23 protein-coding genes and 1 pseudogene are annotated in these 18,737 nt (G+C 44.9%); 13 read left to right on the top strand and 11 right to left on the bottom strand.

The window, feature by feature from the left end:
- The 4 genes and pseudogenes from KI742_RS11780 to KI742_RS11795 all read right to left on the bottom strand — a co-directional run.
- Positions 1-160, bottom strand: a pseudogene (locus KI742_RS11780) (flagellin); the annotation flags it as partial.
- A gap of 206 nt (positions 161-366) precedes the next feature.
- The gene (locus KI742_RS11785) at positions 367-1,506 is read right to left on the bottom strand and encodes a flagellin (RefSeq protein WP_053349786.1); all 1,140 of its coding nucleotides are present in this window, start codon (positions 1,504-1,506) and stop codon (positions 367-369) included.
- Positions 1,507-1,648: 142 nt separating this feature from the next.
- The gene (locus tag KI742_RS11790; protein ID WP_285385511.1) at positions 1,649-2,551 is read right to left on the bottom strand and encodes a Dyp-type peroxidase; all 903 of its coding nucleotides are present in this window, start codon (positions 2,549-2,551) and stop codon (positions 1,649-1,651) included.
- Positions 2,552-2,597: 46 nt separating this feature from the next.
- Positions 2,598-3,083, bottom strand: a complete 486-nt coding sequence (locus KI742_RS11795) for a DUF2919 domain-containing protein (protein ID WP_025768263.1) — start codon at positions 3,081-3,083, stop codon at positions 2,598-2,600.
- Positions 3,084-3,227: 144 nt separating this feature from the next.
- On the opposite strand from KI742_RS11795, the gene KI742_RS11800 reads away from it, so the two are divergent.
- Together KI742_RS11800 and KI742_RS11805 are read left to right on the top strand one after the other, a co-directional pair.
- The gene (locus tag KI742_RS11800; RefSeq protein ID WP_005380437.1) at positions 3,228-3,581 is read left to right on the top strand and encodes a DUF2956 domain-containing protein; all 354 of its coding nucleotides are present in this window, start codon (positions 3,228-3,230) and stop codon (positions 3,579-3,581) included.
- A gap of 3 nt (positions 3,582-3,584) precedes the next feature.
- Entirely contained in the window at positions 3,585-3,917 is a 333-nt protein-coding gene (locus KI742_RS11805) for a DUF4156 domain-containing protein (RefSeq protein WP_025768262.1), read from the top strand.
- A 34-nt stretch (positions 3,918-3,951) separates the two neighbouring features.
- Here KI742_RS11805 and KI742_RS11810 read toward each other — a convergent pair whose 3' ends face one another.
- Positions 3,952-4,239, bottom strand: a complete 288-nt coding sequence (locus tag KI742_RS11810) for a helix-turn-helix domain-containing protein (protein ID WP_005380433.1) — start codon at positions 4,237-4,239, stop codon at positions 3,952-3,954.
- Between the two features lie 291 nt (positions 4,240-4,530).
- Between KI742_RS11810 and KI742_RS11815 the strand changes: the two genes are divergently transcribed.
- From KI742_RS11815 to KI742_RS11830, 4 genes are read left to right on the top strand one after another with little or no spacing between them, the layout of a single operon-like run.
- On the top strand, positions 4,531-4,881 hold the full coding sequence (locus KI742_RS11815; protein ID WP_005380431.1) for an ArsC family reductase: 351 nt from the start codon (positions 4,531-4,533) through the stop codon (positions 4,879-4,881).
- A gap of 18 nt (positions 4,882-4,899) precedes the next feature.
- Positions 4,900-6,036, top strand: coding sequence for a succinyl-diaminopimelate desuccinylase (gene dapE / locus KI742_RS11820; protein ID WP_005380429.1), 1,137 nt, complete (start codon positions 4,900-4,902; stop codon positions 6,034-6,036).
- Between the two features lie 14 nt (positions 6,037-6,050).
- Positions 6,051-6,749, top strand: a complete 699-nt coding sequence (locus KI742_RS11825; RefSeq protein ID WP_025768261.1) for a M15 family metallopeptidase — start codon at positions 6,051-6,053, stop codon at positions 6,747-6,749.
- Positions 6,746-6,949: a DUF2897 family protein gene (locus tag KI742_RS11830; RefSeq protein WP_005380425.1), complete on the top strand. Its 204-nt coding sequence runs from the start codon at positions 6,746-6,748 to the stop codon at positions 6,947-6,949. The genes KI742_RS11825 and KI742_RS11830 overlap by 4 nt, the downstream gene beginning before the upstream one ends.
- A gap of 106 nt (positions 6,950-7,055) precedes the next feature.
- On the opposite strand, the gene bamC is transcribed toward KI742_RS11830, so the two are convergent.
- Both bamC and dapA read right to left on the bottom strand, forming a co-directional pair.
- A complete protein-coding gene (bamC, locus tag KI742_RS11835; RefSeq protein ID WP_005380424.1) occupies positions 7,056-8,075 on the bottom strand; it encodes an outer membrane protein assembly factor BamC in 1,020 nt (339 codons plus the stop codon).
- Between the two features lie 66 nt (positions 8,076-8,141).
- Positions 8,142-9,020 (bottom strand): 4-hydroxy-tetrahydrodipicolinate synthase, encoded by an 879-nt coding sequence (gene dapA / locus KI742_RS11840; protein WP_005380422.1) that lies wholly within the window; start codon positions 9,018-9,020, stop codon positions 8,142-8,144.
- A gap of 475 nt (positions 9,021-9,495) precedes the next feature.
- On the opposite strand from dapA, the gene KI742_RS11845 reads away from it, so the two are divergent.
- Both KI742_RS11845 and bcp read left to right on the top strand, forming a co-directional pair.
- Complete coding sequence (locus tag KI742_RS11845; protein ID WP_005380420.1) at positions 9,496-10,038, top strand: glycine cleavage system protein R; 543 nt, start codon at positions 9,496-9,498, stop codon at positions 10,036-10,038.
- Between the two features lie 16 nt (positions 10,039-10,054).
- Complete coding sequence (bcp, locus tag KI742_RS11850; RefSeq protein ID WP_137282302.1) at positions 10,055-10,525, top strand: thioredoxin-dependent thiol peroxidase; 471 nt, start codon at positions 10,055-10,057, stop codon at positions 10,523-10,525.
- 77 nt (positions 10,526-10,602) lie between these two features.
- Here the strand turns inward: bcp and KI742_RS11855 are convergent, their stop codons facing one another.
- Both KI742_RS11855 and KI742_RS11860 read right to left on the bottom strand, forming a co-directional pair.
- Positions 10,603-11,676: an AI-2E family transporter gene (locus KI742_RS11855; protein ID WP_005389843.1), complete on the bottom strand. Its 1,074-nt coding sequence runs from the start codon at positions 11,674-11,676 to the stop codon at positions 10,603-10,605.
- A gap of 1 nt (position 11,677) precedes the next feature.
- Entirely contained in the window at positions 11,678-11,914 is a 237-nt protein-coding gene (locus KI742_RS11860; RefSeq protein ID WP_005380414.1) for a sulfurtransferase TusA family protein, read from the bottom strand.
- A gap of 257 nt (positions 11,915-12,171) precedes the next feature.
- On the opposite strand from KI742_RS11860, the gene KI742_RS11865 reads away from it, so the two are divergent.
- Genes KI742_RS11865 through KI742_RS11880 form a run of 4 tightly spaced genes read left to right on the top strand, consistent with a single transcriptional unit; the run spans position 12,172 to position 15,023 of the window.
- Positions 12,172-13,623 carry a M48 family metallopeptidase gene (locus tag KI742_RS11865; RefSeq protein WP_005394337.1) on the top strand — a complete coding sequence of 484 codons (1,452 nt, stop codon included), beginning with the start codon at positions 12,172-12,174 and terminating at the stop codon, positions 13,621-13,623.
- Between the two features lie 16 nt (positions 13,624-13,639).
- Positions 13,640-13,990, top strand: coding sequence for an arsenate reductase (glutaredoxin) (gene arsC / locus KI742_RS11870; protein WP_005380410.1), 351 nt, complete (start codon positions 13,640-13,642; stop codon positions 13,988-13,990).
- Entirely contained in the window at positions 13,991-14,560 is a 570-nt protein-coding gene (gene wrbA / locus KI742_RS11875; protein ID WP_025768258.1) for an NAD(P)H:quinone oxidoreductase, read from the top strand. It abuts the gene before it with no gap.
- Positions 14,561-14,582: 22 nt separating this feature from the next.
- Positions 14,583-15,023, top strand: coding sequence for a DUF2069 domain-containing protein (locus tag KI742_RS11880; RefSeq protein WP_005380407.1), 441 nt, complete (start codon positions 14,583-14,585; stop codon positions 15,021-15,023).
- 140 nt (positions 15,024-15,163) lie between these two features.
- On the opposite strand, the gene KI742_RS11885 is transcribed toward KI742_RS11880, so the two are convergent.
- Complete coding sequence (locus KI742_RS11885) at positions 15,164-16,372, bottom strand: DUF2066 domain-containing protein (RefSeq protein WP_213966873.1); 1,209 nt, start codon at positions 16,370-16,372, stop codon at positions 15,164-15,166.
- 365 nt (positions 16,373-16,737) lie between these two features.
- Between KI742_RS11885 and KI742_RS11890 the strand changes: the two genes are divergently transcribed.
- On the top strand, positions 16,738-17,991 hold the full coding sequence (locus KI742_RS11890; protein WP_005380403.1) for a uracil-xanthine permease family protein: 1,254 nt from the start codon (positions 16,738-16,740) through the stop codon (positions 17,989-17,991).
- A 116-nt stretch (positions 17,992-18,107) separates the two neighbouring features.
- Here the strand turns inward: KI742_RS11890 and upp are convergent, their stop codons facing one another.
- Complete coding sequence (gene upp / locus KI742_RS11895) at positions 18,108-18,734, bottom strand: uracil phosphoribosyltransferase (protein ID WP_005380401.1); 627 nt, start codon at positions 18,732-18,734, stop codon at positions 18,108-18,110.
- Between the last annotated feature and the right edge of the window lie 3 nt (positions 18,735-18,737).

The following is an 18,737-nucleotide window of genomic DNA, read 5'->3' on the forward strand; positions in this document are numbered from 1 at the left end:
CTGAAGACAAACGCTCCATAGAAGTTTGTTGAGCTGAGTTTGCGTTGTTTAGGTAACGCTGAGCGGTCATCGCTGATACGTTAGTGTTTACATTCACTGCCATGGTGATTTCTCCAATTGATTTTCCGGTGTAGCGGTTTCCGACGTCTCGGAAAACCAAGTAGTTCTCTCAAAGTTACTTTTATTAACGGCGCATGCCCTGTTTTCTTTAGAGAAAATTTTGTATTTTTTTGAAAATAATTCGTTTGGAGGGGTAATCGTGACAAAGCGGATAAAAAAGCAAAAAAACTTTCATTTTTCGCTAAAGCTTCTTTTCGAATTGTCGATACAGGCAGGTTTTACGTTAAATTCGGGCACGGCCGTTCATCAGCCAAGCAAGGTCAATGCTAGGTTTGGCGCTTGTTTTGCTTGCGCCAGAATAGAGGTACTGACCTGTTGTAAAATCTGTTGCTTCACCATTTGCGTAGTTTCTTTGGCATAGTCAGTGTCTTGGATACGACTGTTGGAAGCGGCTAAGTTTTCGTGGATATTATCGAGATTATTGATCGCATGATTAAAGCGGTTTTGATACGCGCCTAACTCCGCACGACTGCCATCTACCGTTTTCAAAGCATCATCTAAAATGCCGACCGCCATCTGAGCGCCACCGACCGTGCTAATATCAATACTATCTACCGTTCTATTTACGGTGACATACTTGCCAAGTTCTAACTCATCAGCCAGGCCACCACTGAAGGTTGGTCCAGGGTATTTTATGGCGTCCTTGTGGGACATGAGTAACTGCAGTTGCCCCTCTTCATTAACAGACGCTCTCACTTTATCGGTTTGCCCATTAATGTAAGTCGCGAGTTCTTCTATATCGTCGCCAGCTTTAGCTTCAATACGGATCTCCTGCTCTTCAAAATTGTTATCACGGTAGCTGATAACAATTTCATTATTTCCGTTTTGAACCGTCCAATCTGAACTGACTCTTTGATATGAGCTCATTGAAAAGCTACCTAAAGATTCCGGCTGCATGGTCCGCAGGCCAATTTGTACCGCTTCACCAGCCGTTGCACCGATTTGAAAAGACGATGTACCGAATGTGCCATTCAGCAATTTACGTCCGCCAAAGGAGGTCGTTTCTGCAATACGACTTAACTCATCATTTAAAGCAGAGACTTCTTCTTGCAGTGCAGTACGCTCCGCTTTGCTGTTTGAACCGTTAGCTGATTGAAGCGACAAATCACGCATACGTTGCATAATGTTAGTCACTTCATTCATCGCCCCTTCAGCGGTTTGCATTATAGAAATGCCGTCATTCGCGTTACGTACCGCGACATCCAAACCACGCATTTGCGATTGCAGACGGTTGGAAATTTGCAGACCCGCAGCGTCATCCTTTGCGCTATTAATACGCTTCCCTGAAGACAAACGCTCCATGGATTGATTCAGCATATCCGTTGCACTGGTCAAGTGACGCTGTGCGACAAGTGCTGCAACATTGGTATTAACGGTGATCGCCACGAATAAAGAGTCCTAAAATTAAGGCTTTGAGTACTTATCGACCAAGTAACAGAAAAGTTTAGTGTTTTTTGAAAAGAGATTGGAATAGAAATAGAAAACAAAAGCCCTCCATTGGAGGGCTTAAGAAATAAAGTCTGACAACTTACTTGATGGCTAGCTCTGCGAGCATTTCTTGCGAAGGCGCGAAGAAGTACGCACCAGTTACCGCTGTTGTGAAACGAAGCATTTGGTCTGTTTTACCATCTGTCACGCCGTACATACTTTCTAGCATCACTTTAATGTTATGAAGTGTATTGCAGTAAGAAATAAACAGCAGGCCATGAGGCCCTGTCACCGTCCCGTATGGTAAGCTGTGGCGAACAATCTTCAAACCTTTACCTTCTTCTTTGATATCAACTCGACCAACGTGTGATGCAGCAGGAACGTCTTCTAGCTCGATAGAGTCTGGCTTGGTACGACCAATCACTTTTTCTTGCGCTTTGACATTCAATCGATTCCAAGCGGCAAGGTTATGTTCAAAGCGCTGAGCCATAACATAACTGCCTCCAGCAAATGGGCCCTCTTTTACTAGAGCCACATCAGCGCGAGCCTCCCCTTTCGGGTTTTCTGTGCCATCAATGAAGTCTGTCATATCACGAGCATCAAGGTAACGGTACCCATATGTTTCGTCCACAATGGTGACATCTTGTGCCGTCTCTTCTAGGAACTTACGCAACACGTAAAAATGCAAGTCGTGACGAGTCGAGTGACAGTGAATCAGTACATCGACATCCGATGCAGGCGTTACGATGTCCCCTTCGCCAAGTTGAGTAAAATCAATAAGCTCTTCTGGCGCGTCTACATTAAGGTGTTCCCAAAACGATTTTGTGAATGCGATAGAAAGCGTCAGCGCTGCACCCGGCTGGGTAATGTTTAACTCTTCCACCAACTTTGGCAGTGCTTTCAGTTTTTCTAATACGTTTTCACGGTTTTGGTTCACTTTGAGTTGAGTGTACAGTGCAAATGGCCCGGCTTCTGGCACGATCGCCGTTTGAGCTTGTGACATTGAGGTTTCCTCTATTACTTTGCCCCAGAGTGGGAAGTTATTGTTTTTAATTCTTTGAATGCTGCTGTTCATCGTGCGCCAATTGTGGCACATGAAAACAGTCTTTTACCCATCTTCCATTTAGAAGATAGATCATAAACCAAGCTAATAAGGTAATGGTAAGGGCGTTTGCCCAATTAAACACTCCATGTTCTAGGTACACATGATACATGGTCTGAGCAAGTTGAATACCGCACAAGATCAAAGTGATCTCGCGACCATAGCGAGTAATTCTGTTTACCCATCCTCTGTCGGGATGACGAAGCCCCATTAACCACATAAGAAGCAAACTTGGAATGCCCATCGCCAAACCCAAATACAACGTACTTGAATCTGGGTAAACAATAGCGAGTAGCTTACTGCCACTATCACGACTTACACCAGCCATGGCAAACACCACCCATGAACGCACAAGAAACATCCATCCCACCCATAAAATGATCGGCGCCTTTAAAAATCCATGAGCGTCATATTGGTCAAACGAATAGCGCACAACATCTTCTTCTTTATGTGATAAAAACGTCACTTTAACCTATCGTTTCAGAGTTGCAAGCCAACAAAGATGAGAACTGAAGTTCATTTCAGCACCTTACACAGGTAAACTAAACAAAGATTTACAGCGACGTTGATGAGAAACATGAAAAAAAGAACTCCTGCCACCCCTGTGCCTTCTCAAGAAACACAAGCCGAAGCGATGAGAATTGCTAAATCCACGCAAAAGCCCGGCCAAACCAAAGAGCAAACCAAGCTTATCGCTCAAGGTATCGAAAAAGGCATCGCGCAATATAAGAAACAACAAAAAGAGCGCAACCGCCAAGCCGATAAAGCGAAGAAAAAACAGCAACGTGAAAAACAACGTCAGCATGAAGAGATTATCGAACAAGACAATATCACCGACGATGCGCCAAACCATTCATCAAGCAAACTGCCTTGGACACTACTTGTTCTGAGCTGGATTGGCTTTGCTGCTTACATAGTATTGGGGAAATAGCTAATGAAACGCCTGTTACTTGGACTTTTTGTCGTGCTTCTAACGGGTTGCACGATGCCTTCTCACCTTACTCATGCTCAAAGTCAAGATGTTCATATTCGCATTGACGCGCAATTCAACCCTGAGCGATGCGAATACAAAGGCGAAGTCACCGGAAGTGAAGGCCATTGGTATAACTACATTTTCATGACTAATGACGCGATGATGCAAGGCGCGATGAACGATTTAAAAAACAATGCAGCGGCTATCGATGCGGACACCGTTTTTATGGTTTCCCCACAAGATTTTATCACTTCATTTAGCGTGCTGGGTTCCGCCTACCGCTGCAATGGATGAGGCCTGAATATGAAAAAAGCCAGCAATTGCTGGCTTATGCACGAAATCCAAGACTGCTAGCGATATCTCTCTCCCGCTCTAGAACCCATTGGCTATCAAAAGGCCCCCAATCTGAAAGTTGATAATAGCCGTCATTATGACGTCGGCCATCTTGAACGAATATGAGTTCAATGCCGATCCCAGGTAACGCCTTGAGTACATCTTGAATAGTACGACGAGGCCACCCCGTTTTTTCGATCAACTTTGGCACATTCGGCCTTTCTAGGTTTTCCACCAACAAGGCCAAATATAGCCGCCTTGCAAAAACAGGACTCAATTCCATTGACACCTCCTAAAATTGTGCTGATTCATTATTTCGTTTTTGCTCAGCGAGGTGTTGCGTTTGATCAATAACTCGACTTTTCCATTTGATTTAGACGAATTTTTATTCGATTTATAGCGCATTCATCGTAAATAAGTTATGTGACATTAGTTATCTCAATCTATCTGAAAATATTTTCCACCGCATTTTGTCAGTTTGATTGCTTCTTGATAGGATGCTTTAACAGCCCAAATCACTTAAGTGCGTCTTAACCGCGCCAGTGAAAAATAGAACAAAGAAAAAGGAAACACTATGTCGATTACCATGTTTGGTATTCCCAACTGCGATACGATCAAAAAAGCCAAGAAATGGTTAGAAGCCGAGGATATTGCTTACGACTTCCATGACTACCGTAAGCAAGGCATTGATGCAGAAATGGTAAGTGAATTTTGTCGCGCTTTAGGTTGGGAACAGGTGCTCAATAAACGTGGCACAACCTACCGCCAATTAGCGCAAGAGCAGAAAGACACACTTAACGAGGAAAACGCCATCGCTCTTTTGGTAGAAAACCCTGCGATGATTAAACGCCCAATTTTAAAAGTGAATGATCAACTTCATATCGGTTTTAAAGCTGATCAATACGCTAGCATTTTCAACTCTTAAATAAAGGAATACTCAAGGATGACAGACAGTCCAGTATTGGCACTTGCTAAAGATCTGATCAGTAGACAGTCCGTAACGCCGGAAGACGCAGGTTGTCAGGATTTGATGATCGAGCGCTTAAAAGCACTCGGGTTTGAAATTGAAGTGATGGTATTTGAAGACACCACGAACTTCTGGGCTCGACGTGGTTCAGAAGCGCCGCTATTTGCGTTTGCTGGCCACACCGATGTGGTACCAGCTGGCAAATTGGAACACTGGAATACACATCCGTTTGAACCGACCATTATTGATGGTTACTTGCATGGCCGCGGCGCAGCTGACATGAAAGGGTCACTCGCTGCTATGGTCGTTGCTGTCGAACGCTTCATTGAAGAAAACCCAGACCACAAAGGCTCAATTGGCTTTTTGATTACGTCAGATGAAGAAGGGCCATTTATCAATGGTACCGTTCGCGTTGTAGAAACGTTGATGGAACGTGGTGAGAACATCGATATGTGTATTGTTGGTGAACCATCCAGCACCGACGTGGTTGGCGATGTAGTGAAAAATGGACGCCGTGGATCCATCACTGGTGATTTAACGGTAAAAGGAACACAAGGTCACGTGGCCTACCCTCACCTAGCCAGCAATCCAGTGCACGAGTCTCTACTCGCGATTCATGAACTCGCGACGACAGAATGGGACAAAGGGAATGATTACTTCCCACCGACTAGTTTCCAGATCCCGAATGTATCGGCTGGCACTGGTGCGTCTAACGTTATTCCTGGCGAGTTCCATGTTCAGTTCAACCTACGTTTTAGTACTGAGCTTAACAATGACGCAATTGTTCAGCGTGTTACCGAAACATTGGACAAGCATGAGCTGGACTACGACCTAAAATGGACATTCAACGGAGACCCATTCCTGACCGATACGGGCGCACTGCTAGACGCGGTTGTAGCTGCTGTGGCCGAAGTCAATGATACGAAGCCAGCGCTACTTACAACTGGCGGTACGTCTGATGGTCGTTTTATTGCTCGAATGGGAGGTCAAGTCGTAGAGTTAGGCCCTGTTAACGCTACGATTCATAAAGTGAACGAGTGTGTGAAAGTCGACGATCTTGAAAAGTTGACGGACATGTACGAAAACACGTTGAAACACCTATTGGCGAAGTAATCAGCGAGAACACAATGACACCAGAGCAACTCACCGGAATCACTGATTCCCATCTTCAATCCACACTAGTGGGGCAAAAGGCATTTATGCTTCACCCTAAAGTAGTCAATGACTTATTGAAGATGATTAATGCCGCAACCGAAGCAGGTTTCAAAATGGAAATCGCCAGTGGTTTTCGTGACTTTAATCGCCAAAAAGCCATCTGGAACGGGAAGTTTTCTGGTGAGTTGCCAATTCTCGATATCAACTCCCGCCCTTTGAATAAAGCAGAGTTAAATGACGAAGAGAAATTGATGGCCATTTTGCGCTGGTCGGCATTGCCCGGAGGAAGTCGTCATCATTGGGGTTGTGATTTTGATGTCTATGCGCGCAATTTATTGCCTGCTGACACCAAACTCAAGTTGGAACCTTGGGAGTATCTTGAAGGCCACCAGCAGGCGTTCTACCAATGGTTAAAAGCCAACCTTGGTCGGTTCGGTTTCTTCTTCCCTTATCAGCATGATTTAGGTGGCGTTTCGATTGAGCCTTGGCACATTAGTCACCGCGCTGTCGGGCAGCAATGCCTCGAGCAGTTGACGCTTGATGTACTCAGAAGCCAGTTGATTAAACAAAATCAGACCGACAACATTGCAGGGATTGACGTCATACTGAATAATTTGGATAACGTCGTTGCCAAATTTATTCACAATATCACGCCGCCGGAGGCTCTATGATAGAAATACTAACCAATCCTTGGGTCATTATTATTGTAGTGTTGAGCGTGGTCATTGGTAATATTGCCGCACTCAAATATACCGCAAAAATGAAGTTTGGTCAGATGGATAAAAGCCGTAAGAACGATTTAGATAAGCTGAACACATTGGATAAACAGCGCTACGCTGAAGAAGATAAAAACAAAAACGAGCCTCGTTAGTTACTCACCAGCTTCATCTCGACACATTTAATCTAAACATCAAAAAAGGGACCACTAGGTCCCTTTTCTATCATTAAGTAAACACGCCGCGTTAAGCTCGCTTTGTTTACTGCTTCACTGTTGCAGCCAATACAGGCGCTAGTGATTTCAAAAACTCTTCTTCTACTGGCTTGCCAGAGGAGTCGGTGATATTGATAGACGTACGGTTGCCTAAATCACCAAGTAAGAATGTGTACTTCCCAGCGGCTAACTCCACTGGTTTAACGCCGATATCGTTCCAGAATTCATCATCCGGAGACGCATATTTCGCAGTGATTGTACCCTGAGACTGGCTACGCTCTTCAATCTTAAAGCCCATCTTAGGTAGAATATTAGGCAAACGTTGCCAAAGCATGTTGTATTGCGCACGCGCGATAATCACAGGAAGTCCGCTGCGGTCTTTACCCATTGTGATTGGGATCTGTTTAACCAACTCTTGCGCTTTACGCTGTGCTTCTTCACGCACTTCTTGGTCGTAGCGAGCGGTGACCAAGTTCGTCATGAATACATTGTAGCGCTCACGGTTGGTCGCCGTTACTTCTTTCACTTGATTGCCTTCACGCCAGTCAATAAGGCTCACCTTAAAGCCGTGTCGACCATTTGCTTCAGCGCGTACGATTTCATATCGGCTGCCAATTTCTAGCTCTTCATCTGGCGAATCCCAAGTCACCCATCCTGTCTCGATGCGAGAGTCTGTTTGGCTTTCAACTGGAATCTCGTTAGCCGCGACCATGTTTTGCACCGTTTGCCAAACTTTATCTAGTTCATCTTTACGAAGTAGCCAAAGTGTCACTTCACCATCACTACTGCGGTCCAAACGTGCACCGGGAATAAGCTCTAGGACTTGTTGAGGTGGACGAATGTCGACATCTTTACCTACACCGCCAGCGTAGTTACCCTGAGGGATCTCGTAGTTAGGGTAAAACTGAGGCTGTGCACCCTGTGGGACATTCCACTCACCCAAATTTGGGGAGTTCAAATACTCGAAGTCATCTTTTGCTTGACGACGTTGATTGGCACCACCTGAACAGGCAGTCAATACGAATACAGCTAATGAACTTAACACTAACTGGCTTGAAAGCTTCATCTATACTCCTAAAACACCGAGGGCGCTTTGGCCCCCAGTATGAACTTCAATCCTAGTAACTCAATCTTAATAAATATGGGCGTCTGTTAGCGCCTGCTCGACGATCGGCTGCGATTTTTCAGAAAGCGTAGTTAAAGGAAGACGCAAACCACCTTCTTCAATCAAACCAAGCTTTTGCGCTGCCCATTTTACTGGGATAGGGCTTGCTTCGATGAAAAGGTTTTTGTGTAGAGTCATCAAGCGTTGGTTAATCGCTTCTGCTTCTTCGTACTTACCTTCACTTGCCAAATGGAACATGTCTGCCATGTCTTTAGCTGCAATATTGTTCGTTACCGAGATAACACCATTGCCGCCAAGTTTCACAAAATCCAGCCCTGTCGCATCATCGCCACTTAGTAAGATAAAATCTTCGCCACAAAGTTCACGATGAATTGCAATTCGTTCCAAATCGCCCGTTGCATCTTTTAGAGCCACGATATTATCAAGCTTTGACAAGCGTGCCACTGTTTCTGGCTGCATATCAACAGCAGTACGGCCTGGTACGTTGTACAAAATTAGAGGCACATCACTCGCTTCGGCAATTGCCTTGTAATGTAAAAACAAACCCTCTTGAGTTGGTTTGTTGTAATACGGTGTCACACTCAGGAAGCCAGCAATACCAGAATCAGCCAGTAATTTGCTAAATGTTACTGCCTCATGGGTTGCATTTGCACCCGTGCCAGCAATCACAGGGATGCGACCGTCGGCAAACTCAACAGTTTTATTAACGACCTTTACATGCTCTTCAATGGTCAGTGTCGCTGACTCACCTGTTGTGCCTACTGCCACAATACCGTCTGTACCCGCTTCAACGTGGTACTCTACTAGCTTTTGCAGACCGTCAAAGTCTACTTCGCCATCTGCTTTGAATGGCGTAATCAGCGCTACGATACTTCCTGAAAACATGTTTATCTCCCTCATTTAACTCTTTCTGCATGGTACTGTAATGCGATTGAAAAACACAAGAGCGTAAACTCGCTTACAAAGTACAAATGAATGAATAATTACCAGTTGTTAGAGGTCTAGCAACTTAATTGCTCTATTTGGTTTGATTAACGGCAATATTGATAATCGTGTTGGGCTTTCGAGTGACTTTAGAATCTATCAGTGATTTGGAAAATACTGAAGAGCACAAGCAAGGAAAATATACTCTTTGGTCTTGTTAGCCAAGTCAGATCTAAGTGAATAAAACGGCCAGACAATAGGCAAGCACATCATGCAAACGTTTTGTTTATCCTACAGCCTGCATTTACTGTTTATTTCCCACCGCTCCCCTCAACATCCTCCTGCTTTTTATAGACTAAAAAAGAACTGGCTCGATATTTCTTCGCAATATCTGTGCTAACATCTCTCTATTGAAGAAAGGACAAGAAGCTCATTTATGAAGCAACATCTGGTACTTACAGCAGTTGGAACGGACCGTCCAGGCATTTGTAACCAAGTCGTACAGCTCGTTACTCAAGCTGGTTGTAACATAGTCGATAGCCGTATCGCTATCTTTGGCAGCGAATTTACGCTGATCATGCTCCTGACTGGGAACGCCAGCAGCGTGACTCGAGTTGAAACACAATTGCCCCTGCTTGGCCAAGAACATGACCTTATTACGATCATGAAACGCACAGCGGCGCACGAACTGCTCGATAACAGCTACACCATGGAAGTGTTTATTGAGTCTGAAGACCGCCCTGGGTTAACTGAAAAATTTACTAAGTTCTTCGCTGATCAGCAGATTGGTTTAGACTCTCTTAGCGCGCAAACCATCAGCAAGTCGAAAATTCAACTCGATTCTGACCAGTTTCACATTGCGATTACTGCATCTGTAAGCGCGGATTTTAATTTGATGCAGTTACAAGAAGACTTCGATGAACTTTGTAAGTCGCTCAACGTACAAGGTTCTCTGAATTTCATTAAAAACACACTATAAAGTAAAGGAAATCAAAATGAATACGCTGACAGCAGGCTCGCCAGCGCCAGCCTTCTCTTTGCTCGACCAAGACGGAAATACCGTTTCTCTTGAAGACTTTAAAGGCAAGAAAGTACTTTTCTACTTTTACCCTAAGGCGATGACGCCGGGTTGTACTACACAAGCAAAAGGCCTTCGTGACATCAAAGCTGAACTCGATGCACATAACGTGGTGGTACTCGGCGTAAGCATCGACCCTGTAAAGCGCCTAGGCAAGTTCATCGAGCGCGATGATTTAAACTTCACTCTGCTTTCTGATGAAGACCATGCCGTTGCTGACCAGTTCGGCGTTTGGGGCGAAAAGAAATTCATGGGCAAAGTATACGACGGTCTTCACCGCATTAGCTTTCTGATCAATGAAGAAGGCGTGATCGAACACGTGTTTAACAAGTTCAAAACCAAAGATCACCACGAAGCCGTATTAAACTACTTAAACGAAAATGCTTAAACGCTATTGTTTTTCTACAAACAAAAAGCCCAGCAAACTGCTGGGCTTTCTTTTAACCATCGTACCTTTGGTAACAACTACTCTTGTTCGACAGGTTCGTTTTCTTCCGTGCTTGGTAATGCATGCCATACGGCTTTGACTAATGTCGCTAAAGGAATGGCAAAGAACACCCCCCAAAAACCCCACAGCCCACCAAAGACTAATACAGCCACAATGATAGCAACTGGGTGTAAGTTTACTGCCTCGGAAAACAGAACAGGAACCAAGACATTACCATCAAGCGCCTGGATAATACCGTAAGCAAGCAACAACCAATAAAACGGAGGCGTTAAACCCCATTGGAACAAACCAACGATGGCAACAGGTACAGTAACAGCCGCCGCACCGATATAAGGAATCAAAACCGACAGACCAACGGCTACGGCAAGCAACGCCGAGTAACGAAGATCTAAAAGGGCAAAAGTCACGTAGCTCACACCGCCCACGATTAAAATCTCTAACACTTTACCGCGAATGTAATTTGATATCTGCTCGTTCATTTCATGCCAAACTTTATTCGCCAATTTACGGTTTTTCGGCAGAATACCGCTTGCGATTCGCAGCATTTCTTCTTTGTCTTTAAGCAAAAAGAAGATCAGAAGTGGCACTAAGATCAAATATACCGCTAGCGTTGCAATGCTAACTAATGAAGCAAGCGACCCTTTGACGACACTTTCACCCAGCCCCAATGCTTGGTTTTTGGCGTTCGTCACCACGGTTTCTACTATTTCTAAATTGGCTAGTTCAGGGTGGCGCTCTGGCAATGTGACAATAAACTTTTGTAGCCCGTTGTACATGTTCGGAATATCGTTAATTAGATTACCGACCTGAGTCCAAATCGTCGGAACCAAGCCAAACAACGCAATTAACATTAACCCGACAAAGACCAAGATCACGATAATAACCGACAAAGTGCGCGGCACGCCCATACGACACATTTTGACAACTGGCCATTCAAGTAGATAAGCCAAAACGATCGCGACAAGTAATGGCGCAATCAAGTGTCCAAAGAAGTAAATGGTGATAAAGCCAAACAGCAAGATCGCGACGAGACTTACTGCGTGAGGGTCAGAGAAACGTCGTTTATACCAACGACTAACCATTTCAAACATCTTATGCGGATTCCTTATTGAAGACAGTCAATGTGTAGTGCTCTGATGTAGATTGGCAATCAACCGAGTACCCTTGGGCACTAAGATAGTTCACAATGTCTCGTTTAGAGCTGTTGTCCACCACTTGAATGACAAGTTGATGATACTGCTTTGCTTCTCCTTGAAAGACCTCAGCAGCATGACGCTTTGCAAGTAACAGTGCCATAGGACAACGTTGCTCACGCAAATCAAGTAACATGGATTCCATTGTATTGCTCTGCACTTATGATAGGGTTGTATTGTAACGGCTTTTTGAGCTGGTGCTAGCACTTCTGACATGATTTAACCACATGCTGAAATAGCTCGGATGTAAAATAATTTACGAAACCAATTCATTTATTTCCGGTCTTACTGTTAGCTTATATCCTCACGGATAACCAAAACGTATGTGGCGCTGTTAATAGGCTCTCGACCTGTAACCACATGCTTATGTATTTTGGAGAACCTTTTAAACGTATGTTAAAACGCACTCGCTCGCTAGTTTGCTTATGTCTTGCTGCTGCCATCAGTTCGCCGACAACTTATGCCAATAGCATTGACTTGCCAGACATTGGCACAGCTGCTGGTGGCACGCTTTCAATAGACCAAGAGTTGATTTATGGCGACGCCTATATGCGTATGCTCAGAGCCAGTAAACCTATCGTTAATGACCCTGTCATCAATGAATATATTGACTCTCTTGGGCACAAATTAGTGGCCAATGCGAATGATGTAAAAACGCCGTTCCACTTCTTTATGATTCGCGACCGTAATATCAACGCGTTCGCGTTTTTTGGTGGCTATGTAGCGCTGCATTCTGGGTTGTTTCTTCATGCTCGTTCAGAAAGTGAGCTGGCCTCTGTTGTCGCTCACGAGATAGCGCACGTCACACAACGTCATCTTGCTCGGAGTATGGAAGAACAAGCACGCCGCTCTCCGGCCACATTAGCCGCACTTGCGGGGGCACTACTGCTTTCAATTGCCTCACCCGAAGCGGGGATGGCTGCAATTACAGCAGCAACCGCGGGCAACATGCAAAGTCAAATCAACTACACTCGTGCAAACGAAAAAGAAGCGGATCGCTTTGGTATTTCGACACTAGCAAAAGCCGGTTTTGATGTTCAAGCAATGCCAAGGTTTTTTGGCCGTCTTGCTGATGAGTATCGTTATGCGAGTAAACCGCCACCAATGCTCCTGACTCACCCTCTGCCTGAAGATCGAATTACCGATAGCCGTGCGCGAGCAAGAACCTATCCTCCAATGCGTGTTGTGCCTTCAATAGACTATCATCTAGCTCGCGCGCGCATTGTGGCTCGTTACGCTGGCATTGATGGACAAGCCGCCCTGAGCTGGTTTGAGAGAACCCAAAAGAAAGCCTCTGCGGACATTACACCTGCTTTTGATTATGGTCGAGCACTCGTGCATTTAGACAATAAACGCTTATCTCAAGCGGAACCAATTTTGAAAAAGTTACTGGAACAAGACCCAAGTAACCCGTTTTACTTGGACGCTATGACGGATTTATACATCGAGAAGAAGCAGCCAGAAAAAGCAACCGAGATGCTCCGCAAAGCGTTATCTCGTAACCCTCAAAATAAAGTATTGACCATTAACTACGCCAATGCGCTACTTGAGGACAATAAAAACGATCAAGCCACGCGAGTTCTTCAAAGATACACTCATGACTATCCTGAAGATACAAATGGCTGGCACCTAATATCGAAGAGCTACCACGCGCTGGGGCGTAGCGATGAAGAGTTGGCTGCTCGAGCAGAAATTTTGGCATTGCGAGCAAATTGGAATAAAGCGATTCAATATTATAGTGAAGCAAGTAAAATGGCCAAGTTGGGCAGCTTAGAGCAAGCACGATACGATGCCCGTATCGACCAACTCATGATCCAAAGAGATCGATTCATGGCATTACAATAACGAAATGGAGAAAACCATGTCAGTCGTGATTTATCACAACCCTCGTTGCTCAAAGAGCCGTCAAACACTTGAACTGCTTGAGCAAAATGGTGTTACACCGGAAGTCGTCAAATACCTAGACACACCACTTAACGTGGATGAACTAAAAGCGCTGTACGCCCAGCTTGGCTTTTCATCTGTACGTGAAATGATGCGCACTAAAGAAAGTGAATATAAAGAGCTTGGCTTAGGCGAAGACTCCGTCAGCGATGAGCAATTATTCGAAGCAATGGCGAAAAATCCAAAGTTGTTTGAGCGTCCGGTAGTCGTTGCTAACGGCAAAGCAAAAATTGGTCGCCCACCAGAGCAAGTGTTGGATATTTTATAAATGGATTGCCAGATCCTTATTTTGTATTTCAGCCGTCATGGCTCGACAAAACAACTGGCAAGACAAATAGCAAGAGGAGTCGAATCGACTCCTCAATGCCAAGCAGTTTTGCGTACAGTTGAAGAATTGTCACCTCACTCACACTCCCCTTCTGATCCAATTGTTACTCTAGAGGAACTGAAAACGTGCGACGGTCTAGCGTTTGGCAGTCCCGTCTGGTTTGGCAACATGGCTGCGCCTTTAAAGCACTTCTGGGATCAGACTACATCTTTATGGGTCAGTGGTGACTTAATCGATAAGCCTGCTTGTGTCTTTACCTCTTCGTCCTCGATGCATGGTGGTCAAGAAACAACGTTACAAAGCATGATGACCCCTTTATTGCATCACGGGATGATGGTTTTGGGCATTCCTTATTCCGAGCCAGAGTTACACACTACGCAGTCCGGAGGCACTCCGTATGGCGCCAGCAGTGTAGGCCATGAGGCAACCCTAAGCAGTGAAGAGATTCGCCTGGCACAACAATTAGGCAAAAGGCTGGCAACTGCAGCGTTAAAACTAAAAGTCTGTTAGTAAAATCAAGGATAGTTAATCGATGTCTGACTCTTTAGACCAAACACCACTCGGTACACAGGCTAAAACCTATCGTTACCTGGCTTTATTTGGCAACTTAGCCTTATTAGCCTGGGTCGCTATTTGGCAGCTTGCGTTATCCCCTCACCCTCACCTCAGCAGCACAACACTTGCTATTGCTTGGTGTATTCCGCTACTACTTCCGTTACCTGGTATTTTAGCTGGTAAGCCTTACACTCATGCTTGGGCTAACTTTGTTCTTATGCTGTATTTCTTGCATGCGCTGACCATCCTTTATGTGGATGGGGGTGAACGCTGGCTTGCGGCAGTGGAACTGATACTGACTTCACTCGGTTTCGCTGGCAATATTTTGTTTGCTAGAGCGAGAGGCAAAGAGCTAGGTCTTAAGTTGAAACGCCTCTCTCAAGTAGAAAAAGAAGAAAAAGCGAAATTCAATAAATAACGCCAATTGCAGTCAATCACTGATCATTGGTTCGAATACGAATTTAGAAAACAAAAAGAGTCGCTATTGCGACTCTTTTTTATGCTTACCACATTGGTCTTTGATCCTTGCGTTTCACGCCTGGAACGCTACGAAGGCGATTACGATGCCGAGCGCCACTCGTAGATCAAGTCATACTGTTCTCGGACAGGCTCCACAATCATCGGCTGAGTTGGCTGTGTTTCGTCACTTGCTTCTGCCACAAGATCTACTGGTACTTCAGGCTGCGCTTCTTTTGGCGTCACGGCGTCTTTTGCTTCATTACTCTGAACCAATGGCTCTTCTTCTTGAGTTGAAGCTGGGGCATCAACTTCACCTAAAGGATCTTCAAAAACCATTAATTGAGAAATAGAAGAAGCTTCTTTCTCAAAAGCTTGTTGTGATGCCAAAAGGTGGATGTTGAGCGTTAACTCGTCCCCTTGAACACGCTTAATCTCTGTACCCGCAACCGAATTAAGTTGTTTTAACGCATTCTCTAAACGGAAGAAGTCCGTTGCAGAGGTTACATTAAGGACTTTCACTGCTAGCGCTTTTGAAGACTTTCCTGAAACCACAACTGCACTCTTACTTGCATAGTAGTCTGCGATGCCATCCACCATTTCTGCAATAGCATTAGCACCTGATGCAGACCCGCTACGCGGAGAACGTTGCGCTTCTACAATTCTCGTTGGCGACTGGTCGTAGAGTGTCCAACGAATTTGTTCACCTTGAGCTCGTACAACCAAAACGGCGTCAGCTGGGTAGCGCTGGCTGGCTTGACCAATTGGCTCAATAAAGCCGCCCCAAAGATCAGAGACATTAACACCGGTCACATCATCAAAATCCCCAACCGGGATAGTGATTGGTAGGCCTCTTAATTTCGCTGCGCTACGAAGTGCTGCAACATTTGAAGATTCAGAATGTTCCCACGCAATGTTACGATCGTAACCCTGCTCTTCAACCATCCAAACTAAAATATTGGCACGATTTGGCGACCAAGATGGCAATTGTGCTTGTGTTAAAAGAGAGCTGATTTGGTCGTTGTTAAACAACATTTTTAGGCTCGCTTTTCCATCAACCTGCCCATAGCTCAGTTGAGAAATGTAACGCGCACTTGAGCTGAGTGCCTTTTTAATCACTGGATTGCTTAAAGAGGATTGAGAACCGGTCGCTCGAACAATCACATCCTGCATACCTTGTTGACGAGCCAAAGACTCACCGTCGTTCTGCTCACTGTCGATAACCACTTCGGCACGATAGATATCCACCTGAGTTAATGCATATACTGGTAGGGACAACCAACCTATCAGTAAGAGAGCTAAATAGCGCATAGTTTTTATAATCCTCTGAACAAGAACCCGAATAATAAGCAACTATCAAATCTTGAGCAAGGCAAGTACTGAGTAAATTGTCTGTATTATGACCAGCTTTGTTAACTCGGGCCTCAACCAGCGCTTCAGTGCTATTTTTTATAATAAACTCATTGCTTATTAAGCTATCTCAACAAGTTAGGCTGTCCATTTTTCATCTTCACGCAAGACACGTAAAAGAGGACAATTTGCAAGCAAGCAACTCTCAAAAGTGCTATTTATGAGAAAAATTCAATCGAAAGTTTGATCTATGCAACATTGCAAACGATTGCAGGATGATAGTATTCGCCGGATTTGTCTGCGTATCTTGAAAATAGGGAATTATTATGAAAAACGCGTTACAAGGCGCTCAAATGCTCTTTGTCGCTTTTGGTGCTTTGGTGCTTGTGCCGCTCCTAACTGGCCTTGATCCAAACGTAGCCCTCTTTGGTGCCGGTGTCGGCACTCTCCTCTTCCAATTAATGACTAAACGTTCTGTTCCCATCTTCCTTGCCTCTTCTTTTGCGTTTATTGCTCCTATTATGTTCGGTATCCAAACTTGGGGTATCGGTGCAACGATGGGCGGCTTGATGGCAGCGGGCTTAGTTTATGTGGCTCTTGGGGCGATGATCAAAGTGCGCGGTGTTGGATTTATCCATAAAATTCTCCCGCCTGTTGTCGTTGGCCCTGTGATCATGGTTATCGGCCTTGGCCTTGCCCCAACAGCAGTGAACATGGCGGTAGGTAAAACTGGTGATGGAGCTGCACAGCTAGTTAATGGTGATGCTGCGATCATTATCTCGGCGGTCTCACTGCTCACAACCATTGTACTCAGCGTTTTTGCAAAAGGCTTTTTGAAGCTCGTTCCTATTGTTGGTGGTATTCTTGCTGGTTACTCTGTTTCTCTATTCTACGGTGTGGTTGATTTCACTCCCGTAGAACAAGCGGCTTGGCTAGCCATGCCAAACTTCACCGCGCCAGAGTTCAATATCAACGCAATTTTGTTCATGATTCCTGTCGCTATCGCACCTGCGGTTGAGCACGTAGGTGACATGCTTGCTATCTCAAACGTTACAGGTAAAAACTACCTGAAAAAACCAGGCCTTCACCGCACAATCGCAGGTGACGGGGTGGCAACTATCGCAGCTTCGATGGTGGGTGCTCCACCAAACACCACTTACAGTGAAGTAACAGGAGCGGTAATGCTAACCAAAGCATTTAACCCTGTGATCATGACTTGGGCAGCAATCACCGCAATCGTACTTGCATTGGTAGGTAAGCTAGGTACGGTTCTTCAAACGATTCCAGTTCCTGTCATGGGCGGCATCATGATTCTGCTGTTCGGCTCCATCGCAACGGTAGGCCTCAACACACTGATCAAGAATAACGTTGATTTACATAAGTCTCGTAACCTAGTGATTGTTGCCGTAACACTTGTGTTTGGCATTGGTGGTATGGCTTTCGGTATTGGTGAGTTCAGTCTACAGGGTGTGAGCCTATGCGGTATCGTGGCAATTATTCTTAACCTTGTGCTACCAAACGATTTAGGTGAAAACCACGTTGTGGATAACGCACAAATGGAAGAAGAAAGCGCGAAATAGTTCGTTTGCGCCGCTTTATTAGTTGGCGTGTCTTACTCTTCTCCTCTTGTAGATACAAAAAAGGCTTGGTTTTCACCAAGCCTTTTTCTGTTCAGTCATAGTAATACATCAAAGAATTACTTAGTACCGAAGATCTTATCACCTGCATCGCCTAGACCCGGAACGATGTAGCCTTTGTCATTAAGCTTCTCATCGATTGCCGCAGTGTATAGCTCAACATCTGGGTGTGCTTTTTCTAGCGCTTCAATACCTTCTGGTGCAGCAACAAGTACCAGCACTTTGATTTGGTTACAACCTTTCTCTTTTAGGAGATCGATCGTAGCAATCATAGAACCACCTGTTGCAAGCATTGGGTCAACAACAAGCGCAATACGCTCCTCGATGTTTGAAGCAAGCTTGTTGAAGTAAGGAACTGGCTCAAGCGTTTCTTCATCACGGTAAATACCCACAACACTGATACGTGCGCTTGGCATGTGCTCAAGAACTCCATCCATCATGCCTAGACCTGCACGTAGGATTGGCACTACGGTTACTTTTTTACCTTTAATCTGGTCTACTTCTACCGGACCGTTCCAACCATCAATGGTCACTTTTTCTGTTTCAAAGTCTGACGTTGCTTCGTAAGTAAGTAGGCTACCGACCTCAGTCGCTAACTCACGAAAACGTTTTGTGCTGATGTCACCTTCTCTCATTAGACCAATTTTATGTTTTACTAGAGGGTGCTTTACTTCAACAACTTTCATGTC

Source organism: Vibrio sp. D417a, from assembly GCF_030248595.1.
In the GTDB taxonomy this organism is placed as follows: Bacteria; Pseudomonadota; Gammaproteobacteria; order Enterobacterales; family Vibrionaceae; genus Vibrio; species Vibrio alginolyticus.